Here is an 18172-nt window from a genome sequence, read left to right as displayed (position 1 = left end):
GAGGGATCTCAGAAGTCCGGATGGGTCAGTACGACGGCCGAGTTGAAACCGCGCCGGCCGCGCGCGAGGACCAGCGCCGAGCGCACCTGTGCCACACGCGGCTCGTCCAGGACGAGGTCCAGGCCGTAGTCCTCGGGCACGTGCCTGGTGTGCGCGGTGTGCGGCACGAGTCCGTCCCGCATGGACAGCAGCGCGGCGACAAGATCCACCGGACCGCCCCCGGCGGCCATCCGGCCGGTGAGCGACTTCGGCGCGGTGACCGGTACGCCGTAGGCGCCGAACAGGCCTCGAAGGGCCTCGGCCTCGACCCGGTCGAGGTCCGCGCCCCCGGCGCCGTCGGCGAACACCACGTCGATGTCCGAGGCGGCCAATCCGGCGTCGGCCAGCGCGAGTTCGGCGGCCCGGCGCAGCCCGGCGGGCCGATCCGAGCCCGGCTTGGGGTCGAAGGTCGAAGCGTAGCCGGCGACGCTGCCGTACACCTGCCGCGCACCGCGCTCGCGCGCCGAGTCGGCGTCCTCGATCACCAGCAACGCGCCGCCCTCGCCGGGCACATGGCCGGCGGCGTCCCGGTCGAAGGGCAGATAGGCGCGCGCCGGGTCGGCAACCGTGCTGACCCGACCGCCCGCCAGTTGGGCGGCCCAGCCCCACGGGTCGAACGCCGAGTCGACGCCGCCGCCGAGCACCAGCTTGGTGCCCAGGCGCACGGTCCGACGGGCGTGCCCGATCGCGTCCAGGCCGCCCGCCTGTTCGGCCACCAGGGCGGCGCCGGGGCCGCGCATCTTGTGTCGGATCGAGATCTGGCCGGTGTTGACGGCGTAGAACCAGGCGAAGGACTCGTAGACGCTGACGTACTCGGGGCCCTGGCTCCAGAGCTTGTGGAACTCCCGGTGGGTGAAGTCGAAGCCGCCCTGGGCACTGGAGACCACCACGCCCATGTCGTAGTCGGCCAGGGTGTCCGGGCCCACCTCGGCGTCCGCCAGGGCCCACTCGGCCACGGCCAGCGCATATCGCGTGGACACGTCGGTCTGCGGAAGCAACCGGCCGGAGAGGTGTTCCGCCGCGTCGAAGTCCCGGATCTGGCCCGCGAAGCGGGCCGGATACCCGGAGGCGTCGAAGCGGTCCAAGGGGCCGATGCCGGCGCGGCCGGCGACGACGGACCGCCAGAAGTCCTCCGTACCGAGCCCGATGGGCGCGGCCACCGACATGCCGGTGATTACCGTCCCGGTCATCCGGTGCGCACCTCCGCCTCGTGCAGGACCATCGCGGTCTGGAAGCCGCCGAACCCGCTGCCCACCGACAGCACGGTGTCCACCCGCTGCTCCCGGGCGGTCAACGGCACGTAGTCGAGGTCGCATTCGGGGTCGGGCGTGTGCAGGTTCGCCGTGGGGGGCACGACGCCGTGCCTGATCGCCAGCGCGCAGGCGGCGATCTCGATGGAGCCGATCGCGCCGAGCGAGTGCCCGACCATCGACTTGATCGAGCTGACCGGGACCCGGTACGCGTGCTCACCGAGGCTGCGCTTGTAGGCGGCTGTCTCGTGCCGGTCGTTCTGTTTGGTGCCGGAGCCGTGCGCGTTGACGTAGTCCACGGCGGTAGGGTCCAGCCGGGCCTCGTCGAGGGCGACCCGGATCGCCTCGGCCATCTCGCGGCCATCCGTCTTGAGTCCGGTCATGTGGTAGGCGTTGCAGCGGGAGGCGTAGCCGCCGACCTCCGCGTAGATCGGTGCCCGGCGGGCCCGTGCCGCCTCGTACTCCTCCAGGACGAACATGGCGGCGCCCTCGGCGATCACGAAGCCGTTGCGGGATCCGTCGAAGGGCCGGGAGGCCCCGGCCGGGTCGTCGTCGCGCGGGGTGGTCGCCTTGATGGCGTCGAAGCACGCGACGACGATCGGCGTGATGGGAGTGTCGGTGGCCCCGGCGACGGCCGCGTCGACGGTGCCCTCACGGATGAGTCGGACCGCGTGCCCGACCGCGTCCAGGCCGGAGGTGCAGCCGTCGGACACCATCGTGACCGGCCCCTCCGCCCCGACCGCCCAGGCGACTTCGGCGGGCATCGCCCCGGGGCTGAGGTAGTCGAACATGTACGGGGACAGGTGGTCGTGGTCGACCAGCCACTCCCGCCCGCTGTCCGACATCACGAGGTATTCGCGTTCGAGGCTGGTCGCCGAGGCGACCGCGGAGCCCAGCACGACCGCGACACGCTCCGGCGGCAGTGTTTCCCTGGGTAGGCCGCTGTCGGCGAGCGCGTCCCGGGCGCAGGCGACGGCGAACTGCGTGGCCCGGTCCATCCGCCGGATCTCGCGCGGGCCGAAGCCCTCGGCACGCGCGTCGAAGTCGACCTCGCCGGCCACGCGCGAGCGAAAGGGCGACGCGTCGAAGAACGAGATTCCGCGCGTGGCCGTTCGGCCGTTGGTCAACAGCTCCCAGAAGTCCTTGGTGCCGTTTCCGCCCGGGGCGCGCACCCCGATGCCGGTGATCACTACGCGCCGTTTTCCCACGGTGATTCCCTTCGCCTGTGCCAAGCCCGGGCGTGACCGGTGTTCCCGGCCGAGCCGGTCCCCGGGACCGTCAACAGAGTCGACGTGCCGGCTCGACCAGCTCTGGAGCCACGCTCGGGTCGGGCTCGCCCCGGCCGCGCCGGATTCGGATGGGGGCGCGGGCGCGGGTACCGCGCAGGGGCGGTGGTGATCGGATGTGGTGATTTCGCCGTGGTGGTTGGTGTGGGCGGTGACGCGAGCCGGAGTGTCGCGGGTGGTTGGGAACGATTTGTGGCCGTCCGGGGGAGGGCCGTGGGGTTTGACCCGGGGGTGTCGCGGTTTCGTTGAGACTTCGCGGGTGTGTTGCACGTAGCCCTGCGCGCCTGAAGAACCGGGTCGTGTTTGTGCCGGCCACGGGGTTTTGGCCTGGGTCGCAGGGCCGGGCTGGGCTACCGCTTGGGTGTACCGCCCGGGGTGTGCGGCCCGGGGTGTGCCGGGACGGTGGTGTGTTTCGGCGAGGTGGTCGAGACGAACCGCGTCGAGGCCGGCTTCGGTGATGCGTTCGGTGCCGTCGACGATCGCGGTGGTCGCGGTGGTCGCGGTGATCGCGGCTTGGCGGATCAGGCGGGTGAGGCTGCCGACCTGCGGTGGTCCGCCGATGGAGGAGGGCGGCGAGGCGGGGGAGTGTCCCGGCCCGGTGCGCGTTCGGGTCGAGGGCAACTTCCCACCCGGCGATCACCTCCGTGAACGGTTCGCCTTTCCCGAGCCGCGCGGGAACACCCCAGTCGATCAGTGCGGCCCGTCCGACGAGTTGCGCCCCGTATGCCCCACCGAACAACGGTGGGGCGGCCACGTCGATGCCCGCGGACACGAACGTCGCCCCCACGCGTTCGGTGAGGTCTTTCAACAGGTCGGCGGTCTCGGCGCCGGTGTGCTGCCGGTCGGGGTGAGGGTGTCGGCCGACATCGAATTCATCGAGGGGCTGCCGAAGCCGTATCGGGCCCGGGTGCGGTGGAGCGATGCCGCTGCGCGCAAGCGCCCCTCGGTGTCGCTGAGTTGGGTCACGGGGGAGGAGAGCCGAGATTGATCCCGGCGCTCGTACGCGTGGCCGAGCGAAACCCCAGAGGGTGGGCAGGACACACCCTGTGGCCGGCGTAGGGGTCGACCCTGGCGCCTGCTCAGGGTGAAACCGGGGGTCGACCAGGGGTGAACCCGATGGGAATCCGGTTGCGCGGGCACCACGATGGTCCTGGGCATCGAGAGGGCGGTGGACTCGAGTCGGGCGTGCCGGACGACGACTGAACGGTCCCGGCGGAACACGGCGAACTCGGTGGTCACGGGGCCGTCGATCGCCGGGGCTCCGTACCGGTCTCGCTTTTATGGAGGCCCCGCAGGAAAGGTTCAGCGAGCCCTCCTCGGACCCGTGACTCGATGTCCGCGGCACGAGCGGAGACCGACGACAAGGGCAAAGCGGCCCCGAGTTCGAGGTCCCGACCCGTTGAACCGACCAGCGAACATACCCTGGAGCGCTGCAACAGATGATCGAAGCAAGAAGGCTCACCAAACGCTACGGGACCAAGGTGGCGGTGGATCAGCTTTCCTTTCGGGTGCGTCCGGGCTCGGTGACCGGCTTCCTCGGCCCCAACGGCGCCGGCAAGTCGACCACCATGCGGATGATCCTCGGCCTGGACACGCCGACCGGGGGCGACGTCACGGTCAACGGTCGCCCGTACAACCATGTCCAGGCCCCGCTGCGGGAGATGGGCGCGCTGCTGGACGCCAAGGCGATGCACGGCGGCCGGACCGCGTACAACCACCTGCTGTGCCTGGCGCAGAGCAACGGCATCCCCAACCGCCGGGTGGACGAGGTGCTCGGGATGGTCGGCCTGACCCAGGTGGCGAGGAAGCGCGCGAACGGCTTCTCGCTCGGCATGGGGCAGCGGCTTGGGATCGCCTCGGCGCTGCTCGGTGACCCGGGCATCGTGATGTTCGACGAGCCGGTCAACGGGCTCGACCCCGAGGGCATCCTGTGGATCCGCAACCTGATGAAGCAGTTGGCCTCGGAGGGTCGCACCGTCTTCGTCTCCAGCCACCTGATGAGCGAGATGGAGGTGACCGCGGACCACCTGATCGTGATCGGTCAGGGCCGGATGATCGCCGACACCTCGATGCGCGACTTCATCGAGACGAACTCCCAGGCGTTCACCGTGGTGCGCTCGCCCCGGGTCGAGCAGCTCAGGGCGCTGATCGAGGGCAAGGGCGCGAGCATGAGCCCCGAGCCCGGCGTCGAGGGCTCGTTCCGGGTGCACGACCTGCCGCCGACGGTGATCGGCGACCTCGCGGTCGAACACGGCATCGCGCTGCACGAGTTGTCGCCGCGCTTCGACTCGCTCGAAGAGGTCTACATGCGGATGACCCGGGACAGCGTGGAGTACCGCGCCGGTGTCCCGGACGGCTCGCCCCCGGGCGACGGCGCGTCTCCGGGTCGCCCGCACTCCGGTGCCGCGTCGGTCGGTTCACGGTCCATGCCCCGGTCCGCCGGAAGCGAGGGCTGAGCGATGGCACGGAACACGCCACCCCCCATGCCCCAGGGCGCTTCGCACCCGACGTACGGAGAGCAGCAGCCCATGCCTGGACAGCGACGGTTCCGCCGGCACCCCGGAAGGCAGGGCCCTCACCCGTCGACCGGGCAGGGGCGAGCGCCCGGACGACTCGGCGATGGCAATGCGGGCTTCGGCCGGGTGCTGCTGTCCGAGTGGACCAAGATCCGCACGGTGCGCTCCACGGTGTGGACGTTGCTGGTGATGGACGTGCTGATCCTGGGCCTGGGGGTGCTGCTCGGCGGCGTCGCCGACCCGAAGGTCAAGGACGACTACGTCTCGATCTCGCTGATCGGCGTGATGATCGCGCAGATCGCGGCGGCCACGTTGGGCGTGCTGACCATTGCCGCCGAGTACACCACCGGCATGATCCGCACCACGCTGACCGCCCATCCACGCAGGGTCCGGGTTCTGGTCGCCAAGGGTCTGGTGTTCGCCGGCCTGATCCTGGTGGTCGCCCTGGTCGCCAACACCCTTGCGGCGGTGATCGGCGACGCGATGCTGACCTCGCGGATCGGCGACTCCGCCGCAAAGGACTCCGACTTCTTCCGCAGCGTCGTGGGCAGTTCGCTCTACCTCGCGGTGATCGGCCTGTTCGGGCTCGGGCTCGGCACGTTGCTGCGGCACTCGGCGGGCGCGATCACCGCACTGCTGGGCATCATCCTGCTGCCGATGATCATCGGTCCGATGTTGCCGTCCGGCGGCGACAAGCTGATGCAGTACTCGCCGATGTTCGCGCTGATCAAGCTGATCGACGGCGGCGGCGACACCGGTGGGCCCAGCCCCTGGGGATCGCTGTTGCTGATCGCGGTCTACGCGGGAATCGCGTTGATCGCCGGCGGCGTGCGGTTGAAGACCCGCGACGTGTGACCGGCGCAGGGCGGGGTCGTCGCGTCCGGTGGGGTTCCCGTCGGGGTCGATCGGGACCAGGAGTGCCCATCGCCGAGCCCGCGTGCGGAGTTCCCGCAGGACCCGCAACGGGCGGCGGTAGGCGGTGAGGCATGGTCCGACGGGGTGGTTGTGGATGCCCGCTGAGCCATCCGCGGCCGGGTCTCCCCCTTCGGGGGGTTGTGTCGGGGTTGTCGTCGGTGAAGGCGGGCACGCCGACCTGTGTGTTCGGCGCCCCGCCTGGCGCGGGCACCGCCGCCTCGGCCCGAGCCGAGGTCTCGACCGTCGACTCGCGGCCGTAGCCCTACTCGTCGTCGCGTTTCGAGCCGTCGCCCCGGTCGTCGTCTCGGGCCGTGGAACGCGCGGAGGCGGGCTTCTTCAGCGCCGTACCCCGCGTCCGGGACGACTACGTCACGAGGGGGTCCCAGGTGCCCGGGACGATCGGCCGCGTCGGACGGCCGACCGCAGCGGTGACACCCCGGCGACGGGGGGACGCCGGACCGGCGTCGGGCCCGGGAGCCGGCCCGTTCCCGGGTGACGCGAACGGCGTCCGGCCCGTGGGGTCGGGTCCCGTTCGCGGGTTTCGCCGCGGTCTCGACCGTCTACCCCGCGGTCGTAGCCGTCATCGCCGGCGCATTGCACGCGGTATTCCCGGTCGCGGTCGTCGTGGGTGGGGCGCCTTGCCCGGGTCCGTGCCGGCGGTGGGCGGGCGATGCCCTCGTGGCCGGACCTGCGAGGCGCCGAGGCGTTCCGCGTCGGGACGGCTACTCGTCGTCCTCGAAGTAGTAGTCCTCCATGGTGTCGGCGAAGCTGCCGAGGGCCAGGGACGCGATGAAGGCTTGGGCGAGGACCTTCTCGTCGGCGGCCCGCGTGGCCTTGTCGCCGTCGGTCTCGGGCAGATGGAGGTGGTGGCGCAGGGCGAGTTCCCCGTCGACGACGACGGCCGCGGGCCTGGTCCAGTCCTCGCCGAGGAACGCGAGGAACCCGGAAAGGTCCGCGTCGTCGACGGGGCCGATGAAGGACGTGACGGCGATCCGGCTCGTGTCCTTGCCGTCGTACTCGAAGTGCAGCTTCTGGCGGCGCTCCTTCGTGGTGCCGTCCTTGAGCGTGACGGTCTGCTCGAAGGCGGCCATGGAGGAGAACCTGGCCGGACCCGGCCAGGTTCCCGGCGCCGGGCTGATCGCGTTGTACCGGCGCTGGGCGGCCGGCGGAGCCGGGCTGCTGATCACCGGCAACGTGATGGTCCACGCAGAGGCGCTCACCGGCCCCGGCGGCGTGGTGCTCGACGAGGCCGCGCCGTTGGAGCCGTTCGCGGAGTGGGCCGAGGCGGCCAAGTCCGGTGGCGGGGCGGTCCGGATGCAGATCAACCACCCCGGCCGCCAGGTTCAGGCCGCGATGCCCGGCGTCGTGTGGGGACCGTCCGACGTGGGCGTCGACCTCGGCCGGCACAGCAACCGCTTCGGCCGCCCCACCGCCATGACCTCCGGGCGGATCGAGGCGACCGTCGCCCGGTTCGCGGCCACCGCCCGGCGTGCCGAGGAGGCGGGGTTCGACGGCGTGGAGGTCCACGCGGCGCACGGCTACCTGCTGTCGCAGTTCCTGTCCCCGCTGGTCAACCGTCGCACCGACGCGTGGGGCGGTCCGCTGGAGCATCGGGCCAGGATGTTGCTGGACGTCGTCGCCGCCGTCCGCGCGGTGGTGTCGCCGTCGTTCGCGGTCGGGGTGAAGCTCAACTCCGCCGACTTCCAGCGCGGCGGTTTCGGCGTCGACGACGCCCGCCGGGTGATCGCGATGCTCGAACCGCTCGACGTGGACCCGGTCGAACTGTCCGGCGGCAGCTACGAGAGCCCGGCGATGACCGGCCGCCCCGCGGACACTCGCACCCGGTCCCGCGAGGCCTACTTCCTGGACCTGGCCAGGGACCTGGTCACGACCAGTCCCCTCCCGCTGATGCTGACCGGCGGCATCACCCGACGCGACACCGCCGACCCGGTCCTCGACAGCGGGGTCGCCCAGATCGGGATGGGCACCGCCCTGGCCGTCACCCCGGACCTGCCCGAACGCCGGCGCAACGGCCGCGAGGCCGACCGGCAGCTGCGCCCGGTGACCTGGACCGACAAGGCCCTCGCCTCGGCCGAGCATGGCGCAGGTCCGCCACCGGATGCGCCGCATCGCCCGCGGCGGCGCCCCTCGGCCCGGAACCCACCCGGCGCGCGCCCTGCTCTGCGAGCAACGCCTGCAGCGGCGGGCACTGCGCCACTACCGCGCCCGGCTGCCCACCGCCGAAACCTCACGCCGCCTGGACCACGACGAGTAGCGGCCGATCGCCCACGGCCGCACATGGGCGGATGACGATCAGGGGTATCCGTGCCGGGTGCACGCGGACGGCGGCACCGTCCGAGCCCCGAACGTGAGGGAGAACGACATGACCAAGGTCCTCATCGTGGTGTCCGCGGCGGATCGCTGGACCCTTCGGAACGGCGTCGTGCACCCCTCCGGCTTCTGGGGCGAGGAACTGGCGATGCCGCACAAGATCTTCACCGAGGCCGGTTGGGAGACCACGATCGCCACCCCCGGCGGGAAGCCGCCCACACTCGACCGGCTCAGCATGTCCTGGACCGCCGGCCGACCGTCCAGACTGCGCGAGGTCGCCCGCTACCTGGACAGCATCAAGACCCAGACGGCCGCGCCCCGGTCGCTGGACGACGTCGACCCGGACGCGTTCGACGTGGTGTTCTACCCCGGCGGCCACGGACCGATGGAAGACCTCGCGGTCGACCCGGTCTCCGGCGCACTGCTCACCCGCGTACTGGCCTCCGGCAAACCCCTCGCGCTCCTGTGCCACGCACCCGCCGCCGCCTTCGCGGCACACGACGCCGACGGATCGTGGCCGTTCACCGGATACCGGATGACCGGCCTGTCCAACTTCGAGGAGAGGTTCAACAGCTTCGGCCGCAAGGCCCGATGGTTGCTGGAGGACCGCCTGCGCGACAGCGGCGCCCACTACACCAAGTCCCGCGTACCGCTGCGCCCGTTCGTCGTCGTCGACCGCAACCTCTACACCGGCCAGAACCCGGCCTCGTCCGAACCACTCGCCAAGCGGCTCGTCGCCGACGTGGGCTGACCCGACCGACCGGCCTGGACCGAGCGTTCGGCCGTCGCGGGGACCGCTGTCTCCGCGCGCCCGTGTATGCGCCCGGTCGGCGTCGCTGCGGCGGCCGGCGTGTTCCTCGACTTGCTCACCAACCCGAACCGGGAACGCTGACGCCGGAGAGCTGGGCGACTTCCTCGCGGCGCAGGCCGGGGACACGGCGGGTGCCGGAGAACGGGGAGGGGGTGAGGCCGGCCTGCTCGGGGGTGACGCGAGCCCGGCGGGTGGTGAGGCACTCGCGGATCTCGGGGGCACGGGTGTGGGGGTCCTTGTCAGGGTCTGCCTGAGTGCCCCGCCGGGTGCGGGGCACTGGTTGTCTGGGGGGCATGGCCGGCCATCCCCTCTCGGGATGCCCCCCGATGCCCGCCACTGTCCCCGGCACCGGCGGCCGAGGCGCCACCCGTACCCGAACCGCTAAGGAAGAACACCGTGCAGACCGTCACCCTGAACAACGGCGTCGAGATGCCGATCCTCGGCTTCGGCGTCTACCAGATCCCCGCCGACCGGACGGAACGCGCCGTCACCCAGGCTCTGGCGGCCGGCTACCGGCTGCTGGACACCGCTGCCGCCTACGGCAACGAGGAAGCCGTCGGCGATGCCATCAAGAACAGCGGCGTCCGGCGCGAGGACCTGTTCGTCACCACCAAGCTGTGGGTCCAGGATGCCCCCGCCCAGGACAACACCCGCCGCGCCCTGGAAGCCTCCCTGGCCAAGCTCGGCCTCGACCACGTCGACCTGTACCTGATGCACCAGCCCTACGGCGACGTCTACGGGCAGTGGCGCGCCATGGAGACCGCCCAGGCCGAGGGTCTGACCAGGGCGATCGGCGTCGCCAACTTCCACCCCGACCGCCTGCTGGACCTGATTTTCAACAACGACACCGCCCCGCAGGTCAACCAGATCGAGACCCACCCCTTCTTCCAGCGCGACCTGGATCACGCGCTGATGCGCGAGCACCGGGTGCAGCACCAGGCGTGGGGCGGCTTCGCCGAAGGCAAGAACGACCTGTTCACCCACCCGGTCCTCGGCAAGGTGGGTGAGGCGCACGGCAAGTCGGTGGCGCAGGTCGTGCTGCGCTGGTTGATCCAGCGCGACATCGTCACCATCCCCAAGTCCGTCAGCCCCGACCGGATGGCGCAGAACATCGACGTCTTCGACTTCCGGCTCACAGACGACCAGATGGCCGCCATCGCGGCCCTCGACATCGGCACGACCCTGTTCTTCGACCACCACGACCCCGAGATGGTGGCCTGGCTCAGCAAGCGTCGCATCGACAACTGACCCACCCCGCAGGCCCCGCCCGGTGGCCAGGTGTGGTGCCGTGCGTTCAGCCCCGATCGGCCTGCACCGGGTCGCGCAGCGGGCGCAGGCCGTCGGGCATCCGGGGCAGCAGGAACGAGTACCGGCCGAGCATGTCGACGTGGTTCCGGACGAACGGTGATAGCCGGGCGACGTCTTGCTCGCGCACGTCGAAGCCGTCGGCGCGCAGCCGGTCGAGGGCGGCGCCCATGTAGCGGGTGAAAAGCACCAGGGCATTGAGGACCGGGCCGAGCGCGCCGATCCGGTCTTCCATGCCTTCCTGGTAGTGCTGGTAGAGCGGGCCGGCGCGGTCGTAGGGGACGTCCAGGACGTACAGGGAGTCGCGCGGGGTGCGGGCCACCACCTTCCCACCCGGCCCGGCGGCCTGGTCGTTGATCAGGTTCAGCCACGTCGCTCGGCCACGGCGCCCGAAGTACTTCGGATTCGGCCTGGCGTACACGCTGGGCACCGGTACGACGAAGCGCATGCCGTCCACGGAGGTGACCAGGCCGCCGCCCCGCGCGCGCGGGCGAGCGGGATCGACGCCTGGGGGCCGATCAACGCCGCGTTCGCGGCCCGGTAGGTCTCCATCCGCAGGTACAAATGCGCCGGGCCCGGAACCCTCCGTCGCCGGCCGAGAACGCGAAAGGACCGGGTCCGCCCGCGCCACGTGGGCGCCGGCGGGCCCGGCCCGGCTGCGCGAGGAGCCCCGAGGCCCGTCAGCCGCCGTGCAGCGCGGTGCGCAGGGCGTCGGTGGCGAGTTTGCGGGCGATGTTCGCGGCGCGGGTGTCGCGCAGGCTGTCCAGGAGCAGGAAGTCGTGGACCATGCCGGCCACGCGCACGGAGGTGACGTCCACGCCGGCCTCGCGCAGCCTGTTCGCGTACTGCTCGCCCTCGTCGCGCAGCACGTCGGCCTCGTCGGTGATCACCAGGGTGGTCGGGAGGCCCTTGAGCTGGTCGAGGCTCGCCCGCAGCGGGGAGGCGTGGTGCTCGGCGCGTTGGGCGGGGTCGGTGGTGTAGGCGTCCCAGAACCACTTCATGCCGTCGCGGGTGAGGAAGTAGCCCTCGGCGAACTGCAGGTACGACGGGGTGTCGAAGTCGGCGTCGGTCACCGGATAGAGCAGGACCTGCGCCTTGAGGTCGATGCCGCCGCGTTCCTTGTTCATCAGCGCGAACACCGTCGACATGCAGCCGCCGACCGACTCGCCGGTCACCGCCACCCGCGAGGTGTCCAGGCCGTGTTCCGCGCCGTGTTCCATGACCCACCGGCCCACGGCGTAGTTCTGTTCGACCTGGGTGGGGTACTGCGCCTCGGGCGCCCGGTCGTAGACGGGGAAGACGCCTGCGGCGCCCGCACCGACGGTGAGTTCGCGGAAGATGCGGTCGTGGGTCTTGTCGTCGCCGAAGACCCAGCCTGCACCGTGGATGTAGAACACCACCGGCAGCGGGCCGGTGGTTCCCTTGGCCCGGATGATGCGGGTGCGGACGGTGCCCCACTCGCCGGTGTCCACCTCGACCCACTCCTCGTCGACGTCCGGGCGCGGCACGCTCGGGTCGCTCTGCAGGCCCAGCAGGATCTCGCGCCCCTTCTCCGGGGGCACCTCGTAGATCCGTGGATGCGGGTCGGTCGCCTCGCACAACTCCCGCGCGGCGGGTTCGAGGTAAGGCGTGATCGGCGGGGGAAGCGGGGTCATCTCGGCTCCAATCACGGGCACCTGCGTGCCCTTGGAAGGTGCGGCCCGCCCGCACGGCTGCGGTCGGCGGCTCGCGGGACGAGGCACTCTCGACCAATCCTGGCGCGCGGCCCGCGCGCCGCAACCCGACGCGAAGGCACCACGCCGCCGACCGTCCCGTTCCCCGTTGCGGCGTGCACCCATTCGGCCGCCCGGGCCCGCGCCGCGGGCCACCGGGGCGGCCACGCCGCCACGGGATCGGGCCGCCGGGCCGGCACCGGACGGGGGCGCGGTCCGCGCCTCCGTCTCGGCGCTGGTCCCGACGCACCCCCGTCGGCACGGCGTACGTCAGGCGTTCGCCGGCACGATCCTGCCGGTGTGCCCACCGGACTCCATCACCCGATGCGCCTCGGCGGCCTCGGACATCGGCAGCGTCCGGTCGACGACCAGCCGCACGGCCCCGCTCTCGATCATCGGCCAGACGTGGCGCTGCACGTCCGCGACGATGGCCGCCTTCTGCGCCGCGGACCGGGTGCGCAACGTGGTGCCGAACACCGACACCCGCTTGAACACCAGCTCCGCAAGGTTCAGTCGACCCTCCAGACCGTCCTGAAGACCGATGACGACCAAGCGCCCGTCCGCGGCCGGCGAACGCACGTTGCGTTCGAGGTAGCCGCCGCCGATCACATCGAGGATCACGTCGTAGGGACCGTGCTCGCCGAAGTCCTCCGTGCGGTGGTCGATCGTTGCATCGGCGCCCAACTCCCGCGCCCGCGCCGCCTTCTCGGGCCCGCCGACCGTGGTCACCACACCGGCCCCGAGCGCCTTGGCGATCTGGATTGCGAAGGCGCCGATGCCCCGCCCCCGCCGTGCACGAGGAGCGTCCGCAACCGTGCCACATGCCAGGGAGCCATTCGAGGACGGGATTCATCTTCCGGGTTTCCCGACCGGCGACCCTCGGAGCCGACCGCGGTTCAGCCGGTGCCGAGGCTTGTACACACCGGGATCGGCGGCTGGGTGGTCAAGCTCTCGTCTGGAGCACCGGACGGCCCCGTGGGGAACGTCTGCTCAGAGGAGAGGCGGGCGTTGGGTGCCCAGCGAGGCTTCGAGGGTGTGGGCTGCGGAGAGGGCGAGGTCGTCTCGGTGGTGGGGGGCGATGAGTTGGACGGCGAGTGGAAGGCCGTCCGGTGCGATGCCGGCGGGGATACTGACGGCCGGATGACCTGTGTCGTTGAAGACGGCGGTGTACGAGATGGGCAGGGCCCGCTCGCGGAGGGCCACAGCCAGGTTCGGCCCCTCGGCCGGCCACGCGGTGGTGGGGGTGGTCGGCATGAGAAGCAGGTCGTACCGATCGAACAGGGCAGCCGCCCAGCGGTCGAGCTGTGTGCGGTGAGCCCAGTAGGAGGCCATGTCGGCCGTGGTGAGGGAGCGGCCGGCGTCGAGGGCGTCGGCGAACCACGGCTCGAATGCGTGGCGGCGGATCGTGAAGTCGTCGAGCACGGTGAGGAGCCGCGCGTAGGCCAGGACGTTCTGCCGCAGCTGGAACGGGGCGGGGAAATCGTCCGCGCCGGGCAGGGGCGCTTCGTCGTCCCGGACTTCGTGGCCTTGCTCGCGGAGCAGGTGGGCGGCACGGTCGAGGGCGTGCAGGATTTCGGGGCGAGGCGCGGCGATGCCGAGGGTGCGCAGGACGCCGACGCGTAGGGCGGGGAGCGGTTCGTCGAGGGCCGCGCGATAGGACAGGGCGGGCGCGGGCAGCGAGTTGGGGTCGGCGGGGTGGTGGCCGGCGGCGACGTCGAGATGCAGTGCGGTGTCCCGGACGGTCCGAGCCATGCCGGAGAGGCACATGTGCTGGGTCCACGCCGGCATGCGGGCGGGACCACGGGGGATGCGTCCACGGGACGGTTTGAGGCCGACGACCCCGCACAACGCGGCGGGGATCCGGGTGGACCCGCCGCCGTCACCTGCGGTGGCCAAGGAGACGAGTCCGGCGGCGACGGCTGCCGCCGCGCCGCCGCTGGAGCCGCCGGGTGTGCGTTCGGGGTTCCAGGGGTTGCGGGTGACGCCGAAGGCGTTGTTGGCGGTGTGCACCGCGGCACCGAGCGGCGGGGTGTTCGTCTTGCCGACCACCAGGGCGCCGGCGGCGCGCAGCCGGGCGACGTGGATGCTGTCGCGGGTTGCGGGCGGGCGACCGGCGTAGGCGCTGGTGCCGCGGCTGGTAGGCAGGCCTTCCGCGTCTTCGAGGTCCTTCACGAGGATCGGCAGGCCGGCCAGCGGCCCTGCTTCCTCGCCGCGGGCGAGGCGTTGTTCGAGCGCGGTGGCCTCGGCGAGGGCCCGCTCGGGGGCGAGGGCTACGACGGAGTTGACGGCGGAGTCCACGGTGTCGATCCGGTCGAGGGTGTACCGCATGAGCTCGGTCGGTGACAGCTCCCGTCGGCGGATCAGAGCGGTGAGTTCGGTTGCCGAGGCGAAGGACAGGTCGGTCATGGTGTGACGGCTTCCTTGGGGTGTCGGGTTTGATCCGCCGCGGTGGCTTCGAGGCTGACGCCGGTGGTACGCGGGCCGAAGCGGGCGGCGACCAGGCCGCCCACGGCACTGAGGACGGCGAGGAGAACGAAGACGGCGGTATAGCCGGCTCCGGCGTAGAGGCCGGCGATGAGCATGGGGGCGGCGAAGTTGAAGATGCGGGACAGGGCGTTGGCGGTGCCGGAGCCGAGCGCGCGGATCCGAGTGGGGAAGGTCTCGGCCGAGTAGACCTGGAGGAACGGCACGGCCATCTGGAACGTCAGGCTGATCAGGCAGCCGAGCGCCAGGATGGCCGCAGGGGCACGGACGAGCGAGAACAACAGCAGCAGCGTGGCGGTCAGTGTGCCGAGGGCGAGCTGCATGTGGCGCCGGTCCCAGCGGTCGATCAACGGTACGGCGACGAGCGCTCCCAGGGGCGCGGCCGTGCCCAGGGCCGCGGACAGGAGCAGCGTGTCGTCGAGGTCGAGCCCGTTCTCGGCGAGGAGCGTGGGCGTCCAGGTGTTGAAGGCGGAGTAGGCGAGAAGTCCGGTCACCCACATCGTGCTGATGATCAGGAAGTTGCGGCGGTTCGCCGCGGCCCACAGGTCGGCCAACCGCGGCGGCTCCCCCGTACCGACTGGGGCCGGTGCGACCGACGGGCGGTCTTTTGCCGGGGAGTGGACACCGCACTGCGCCTCGATGGACCGGACGATGTCCTCGGCCTCGTCGGTCCGGCCTCGGGAGGCGAGCCAGCGGGGGCTCTCCGGGACCCAGCGGTGGATCAGCCAGGCGAAGACCGCGCCGAACAGGCCGAGACCGAAGACGAGGCGCCAGCCCCAGGTCCAGTGGGGCGCCAGGCAGTAGCCGGACCAGGCCGCGATCGGGATACCGAGCGAGCCGACCGCCACCTTGTAGGTCTGCAACCGCCCCCGCGCCGCGGCGGGCACGAATTCGGTGAGCACGACGATGGCCACTACCGCCATGCCCTGGGCACCGAAGTGCGCCGCCGTCCGCGCGGCGATCAATTGCCATGGGTTCTGGACGAGTACGCAGCCGACGGTGGCCGCGCAGTAGAGGGTGACGAAGGCCAGCATGGTGCGGCGGCGGCCGAGACGGTCTGCGAGGTAGCCACCGAGCACGCCTCCCCCGAAAGCGCCGAGTTGGCCGATGCCGGCCACAACCGCGACGGTGGACAGCGACATGCCCCATTGCTCGCGCAGTACGGGCGCGACGAACGCGAAGGCGTAGGTCTCCACCCACTCGAACAGGATCATCCCGGCCAGGGCGATGACCAGGCGGCGATGGAACCGGCTCAGGGGGAGCCGGTCGAGACGCGGCCCCAGCGCGGCAGCGTTCAAGGTGACAGCCATGGGCGCGTGACCTCCCGGAATGCAGAAGCGGCAGATGGGCAAAGCAGGAGGGGTCAGATCACGCCGTTCGCACGCAACTCGGCGAGCTCGTCCGGGCGGAGGCCGAGCACATCCTGGTACACCTCGGCGTTGTGCTCGCCGAGCGCCGGGCCGGTGGAGCGGATGCTGCCCGGGGTCTTCGACATTCTCGGCAACGGTGCGACCATCGGCAGCTGCCCGAACTCGGGATCGTCGACGGTGACGAGTGTGCCCCGCTCCCGGTAGTGGGGGTCGGTGGCGATATCCGCGATGCTCATCAGCGGCGCAGCCGGGATACCGGCGTCGCTCAGCAGCTTGGTGAGGTCGTCCGCCGCGTATCCGGCCACCCAGTCGGTGATGACCGCGTACAGGGCGTCGGCGTGCGCCACGCGCGCCGACCGCGTCGCGTACGCGGGGTCTGCGGCGAGTTCCGGGCTGCCCATCACGGCGGCCAGCCGACCGAAGAGGGCGTCCGTCCCGGCGTGGATCGACACGCGGCGCCCGTCGCAGGCGGTGAAGTCGCTGGCGGGCACGATCTGCGGGTTCCGGTTGCCCAGGCGCTCACGGACCTTCCCCGTGGCCGCGTAGGAGGCGAGCGCATCCTCGGAGGCTCGGAACCCCGCCTCGTACAAGGCCAGGTCGACTACTTGGCCGCCGCCGCCTGCGGTGTCGCGATGGTAGAGCGCGGTCACTACGGAGAAGGCGCCCAGATAGGCGGCCATGTAGTCGATCGTCGAGTAGCCGCTGCGCACCGGCGGACGGTCCTCGTCGCCGGTGACGTAGGTCAGGCCGGCGAATGCGCTCGCGATCCGGTCGAAGGAGCCGCGGTCGCGGTACGGCCCGGTCAGGCCGTACCCGGTGACGTAGACGAGCACGGTATCCGGCGCGAGTGCGCGAAGGGTGTCCGGGTCCAGACCCCAGGCTTCGAGGGTCGGGGGGCGGTAGTTGGTGATGACGACGTCGAAGTGCGGCACGAGTCGCCGCACCAGCCGCTGCCCGTCCAGGGTCCGCAGGTCGAGGGTGACGGACTTCTTGTTGCGTGCTTCCTGGGCCCAGTACGGGGACCGGACGCCCGGCGTCGTGCCGCGGGTGAAGTCGCCGCGACCAGGGTCCTCGACCTTGATCACCTCGGCGCCGAAGTCGCCGAGGAACGTGGCGGTGACCGGCGCGGCCAGCACGGTGGACAGGTCGAGGACGCGTATGCCCGCCAGTGGGAGTGTCGACATGGGTGCCCCTTCACGCGCTATTCACGGTTCGTTATTAACGAAACGTTGATAGCGTGACCTTAAAGTGGTGCCCACGACTCGGCAAGGGTTGGAGCGAGAAGATTTGTCCGGCACGGACGGGGAGCGGCACATGAGCGACAGCGACACCGGCGCGGCGGGCGGGCCCGGGCCGACGGAGGCTCGGCCTGCGGCCACGGGCGGGCAGCCCGAGCCCCGGAAGAAGCGGCGACGTCGCAGTCGCGAGGAGACGGAGGCGGACCTGCTGGCCGCCGCGCGAACGCTGCTTGAACGCGACGGCGTGCTCGCCGGAGTGAACCTCCGGGAGATCGCCGGCGAGGCGGGTGTCAACCACGGGCAGATCTACCAATACTTCGGCAGCCGCCAGTCCCTGTTGCGCGCAGCGGCCGCCGATCTGGTCGAGCACCAAGCCGAACACCGTGACGACCACTGGGAGCGACCGTTCGTCGAACGGCGGCTGGAGATGTTCCGCCACCGCCTCGACGAACCGGAGCTCGTCAAGCTCGAAGCACTCCTCGCGCTCGACCGCGACGACAGCTTCAGCCCGCTGCCGCGCTTCCCCCGGACGCTCCAGAGCCTGGAACGAGACAAGGCCGACGGCGCGCTGCCCGAAGACGCCGATGTCGTCGCCGCACACGTCATGACCGCTGCGGCGCAGATGGGGTACGTCATCTTCCGCGAGGCGTACGCCCGCGACACCGGCATCCCCGTCGACGAACTCGATGAACGCGCGGCCCGGGTGTTCGGTCTCATGCTCGCGGGTATCGCCGCGTCATCATCGCCGCAGGCCCCGGGAGTGTGAGAGAACGGTTCCGTCGGCGGTCTTCGTGCTGCCACGCCACGAGGTGGGCGTCCGGCGCCTGCCGCCCAGGCACATAGCCGGGCGCGGAATGGCGGGGCCCCCCTGCCCACCCGGTTGGTGGCCCGCCCGCCGGGCGGGGGGGGGTGTTC

At 71.5% G+C, this 18172-nt stretch carries 15 protein-coding genes and 2 pseudogenes; 7 read left to right on the top strand and 10 right to left on the bottom strand.

Features of this window, described 5'->3' with window-relative positions:
• Positions 1-8 precede the first annotated feature (8 nt).
• Both ACFXMF_RS00085 and ACFXMF_RS00080 read right to left on the bottom strand, forming a co-directional pair.
• A complete protein-coding gene (locus ACFXMF_RS00085; RefSeq protein WP_360305869.1) occupies positions 9-1229 on the bottom strand; it encodes a ketosynthase chain-length factor in 1221 nt (406 codons plus the stop codon).
• On the bottom strand, positions 1226-2497 hold the full coding sequence (locus ACFXMF_RS00080) for a beta-ketoacyl-[acyl-carrier-protein] synthase family protein (RefSeq protein WP_360305871.1): 1272 nt from the start codon (positions 2495-2497) through the stop codon (positions 1226-1228). Before ACFXMF_RS00080 ends, ACFXMF_RS00085 begins: the two co-directional genes overlap by 4 nt.
• A 544-nt stretch (positions 2498-3041) precedes the next feature.
• Between ACFXMF_RS00080 and ACFXMF_RS00075 the strand changes: the two genes are divergently transcribed.
• From ACFXMF_RS00075 to ACFXMF_RS00065, 3 genes are all read left to right on the top strand, one after another.
• A complete protein-coding gene (locus ACFXMF_RS00075; RefSeq protein WP_379989615.1) occupies positions 3042-3563 on the top strand; it encodes a hypothetical protein in 522 nt (173 codons plus the stop codon).
• 451 nt (positions 3564-4014) lie between these two features.
• Entirely contained in the window at positions 4015-5031 is a 1017-nt protein-coding gene (locus ACFXMF_RS00070) for an ATP-binding cassette domain-containing protein (protein WP_379989616.1), read from the top strand.
• A gap of 186 nt (positions 5032-5217) precedes the next feature.
• On the top strand, positions 5218-5946 hold the full coding sequence (locus ACFXMF_RS00065) for an ABC transporter permease subunit (RefSeq protein ID WP_379989617.1): 729 nt from the start codon (positions 5218-5220) through the stop codon (positions 5944-5946).
• Between the two features lie 782 nt (positions 5947-6728).
• Here ACFXMF_RS00065 and ACFXMF_RS00060 read toward each other — a convergent pair.
• A complete protein-coding gene (locus tag ACFXMF_RS00060; protein WP_379989618.1) occupies positions 6729-7097 on the bottom strand; it encodes a hypothetical protein in 369 nt (122 codons plus the stop codon).
• Here ACFXMF_RS00060 and ACFXMF_RS00055 point away from each other — a divergent pair.
• Together ACFXMF_RS00055 and ACFXMF_RS00050 are read left to right on the top strand one after the other, a co-directional pair.
• Positions 7072-8316: a 2,4-dienoyl-CoA reductase gene (locus ACFXMF_RS00055; RefSeq protein WP_379989625.1), complete on the top strand. Its 1245-nt coding sequence runs from the start codon at positions 7072-7074 to the stop codon at positions 8314-8316. The two genes, ACFXMF_RS00060 and ACFXMF_RS00055, sit on opposite strands and share 26 nt — an antisense overlap.
• A gap of 73 nt (positions 8317-8389) precedes the next feature.
• Complete coding sequence (locus tag ACFXMF_RS00050; protein ID WP_379989619.1) at positions 8390-9088, top strand: type 1 glutamine amidotransferase domain-containing protein; 699 nt, start codon at positions 8390-8392, stop codon at positions 9086-9088.
• 133 nt (positions 9089-9221) lie between these two features.
• Here ACFXMF_RS00050 and ACFXMF_RS00045 read toward each other — a convergent pair.
• Positions 9222-9443: pseudogene (locus ACFXMF_RS00045) on the bottom strand (hypothetical protein); the annotation flags it as partial.
• 101 nt (positions 9444-9544) lie between these two features.
• Between ACFXMF_RS00045 and ACFXMF_RS00040 the strand changes: the two are divergent.
• The gene (locus ACFXMF_RS00040) at positions 9545-10396 is read left to right on the top strand and encodes an aldo/keto reductase (protein WP_379989620.1); all 852 of its coding nucleotides are present in this window, start codon (positions 9545-9547) and stop codon (positions 10394-10396) included.
• Positions 10397-10442: 46 nt separating this feature from the next.
• On the opposite strand, the pseudogene ACFXMF_RS00035 reads toward ACFXMF_RS00040, so the two are convergent.
• From ACFXMF_RS00035 to ACFXMF_RS00010, 6 genes and pseudogenes are all read right to left on the bottom strand, one after another.
• Positions 10443-11014, bottom strand: a pseudogene (locus ACFXMF_RS00035) (Tn3 family transposase); the annotation flags it as partial.
• Between the two features lie 119 nt (positions 11015-11133).
• A complete protein-coding gene (locus ACFXMF_RS00030; RefSeq protein WP_360305883.1) occupies positions 11134-12108 on the bottom strand; it encodes an alpha/beta hydrolase in 975 nt (324 codons plus the stop codon).
• A 327-nt stretch (positions 12109-12435) separates the two neighbouring features.
• Positions 12436-12897 (bottom strand): zinc-binding dehydrogenase, encoded by a 462-nt coding sequence (locus ACFXMF_RS00025; RefSeq protein ID WP_379989621.1) that lies wholly within the window; start codon positions 12895-12897, stop codon positions 12436-12438.
• Positions 12898-13155: 258 nt separating this feature from the next.
• The gene (locus ACFXMF_RS00020) at positions 13156-14571 is read right to left on the bottom strand and encodes an amidase (protein WP_360305885.1); all 1416 of its coding nucleotides are present in this window, start codon (positions 14569-14571) and stop codon (positions 13156-13158) included.
• Positions 14568-15959 carry an MFS transporter gene (locus ACFXMF_RS00015; protein ID WP_379989622.1) on the bottom strand — a complete coding sequence of 464 codons (1392 nt, stop codon included), beginning with the start codon at positions 15957-15959 and terminating at the stop codon, positions 14568-14570. The genes ACFXMF_RS00020 and ACFXMF_RS00015 overlap by 4 nt, the downstream gene beginning before the upstream one ends.
• A 53-nt stretch (positions 15960-16012) precedes the next feature.
• On the bottom strand, positions 16013-17203 hold the full coding sequence (locus ACFXMF_RS00010) for a CaiB/BaiF CoA transferase family protein (RefSeq protein ID WP_379989623.1): 1191 nt from the start codon (positions 17201-17203) through the stop codon (positions 16013-16015).
• A 130-nt stretch (positions 17204-17333) separates the two neighbouring features.
• On the opposite strand from ACFXMF_RS00010, the gene ACFXMF_RS00005 reads away from it, so the two are divergent.
• Positions 17334-18023, top strand: a complete 690-nt coding sequence (locus ACFXMF_RS00005) for a TetR/AcrR family transcriptional regulator (RefSeq protein WP_360305891.1) — start codon at positions 17334-17336, stop codon at positions 18021-18023.
• The last annotated feature ends 149 nt before the right edge of the window (positions 18024-18172 follow it).

The sequence above is a fragment of the Embleya sp. NPDC059213 genome, assembly GCF_042754445.1.
In the GTDB taxonomy this organism is placed as follows: Bacteria; Actinomycetota; Actinomycetes; order Streptomycetales; family Streptomycetaceae; genus Embleya.
The sequence above is the reverse complement of the archived record's forward strand: the minus strand, read 5'-3'. Positions and strand labels throughout refer to the sequence as shown.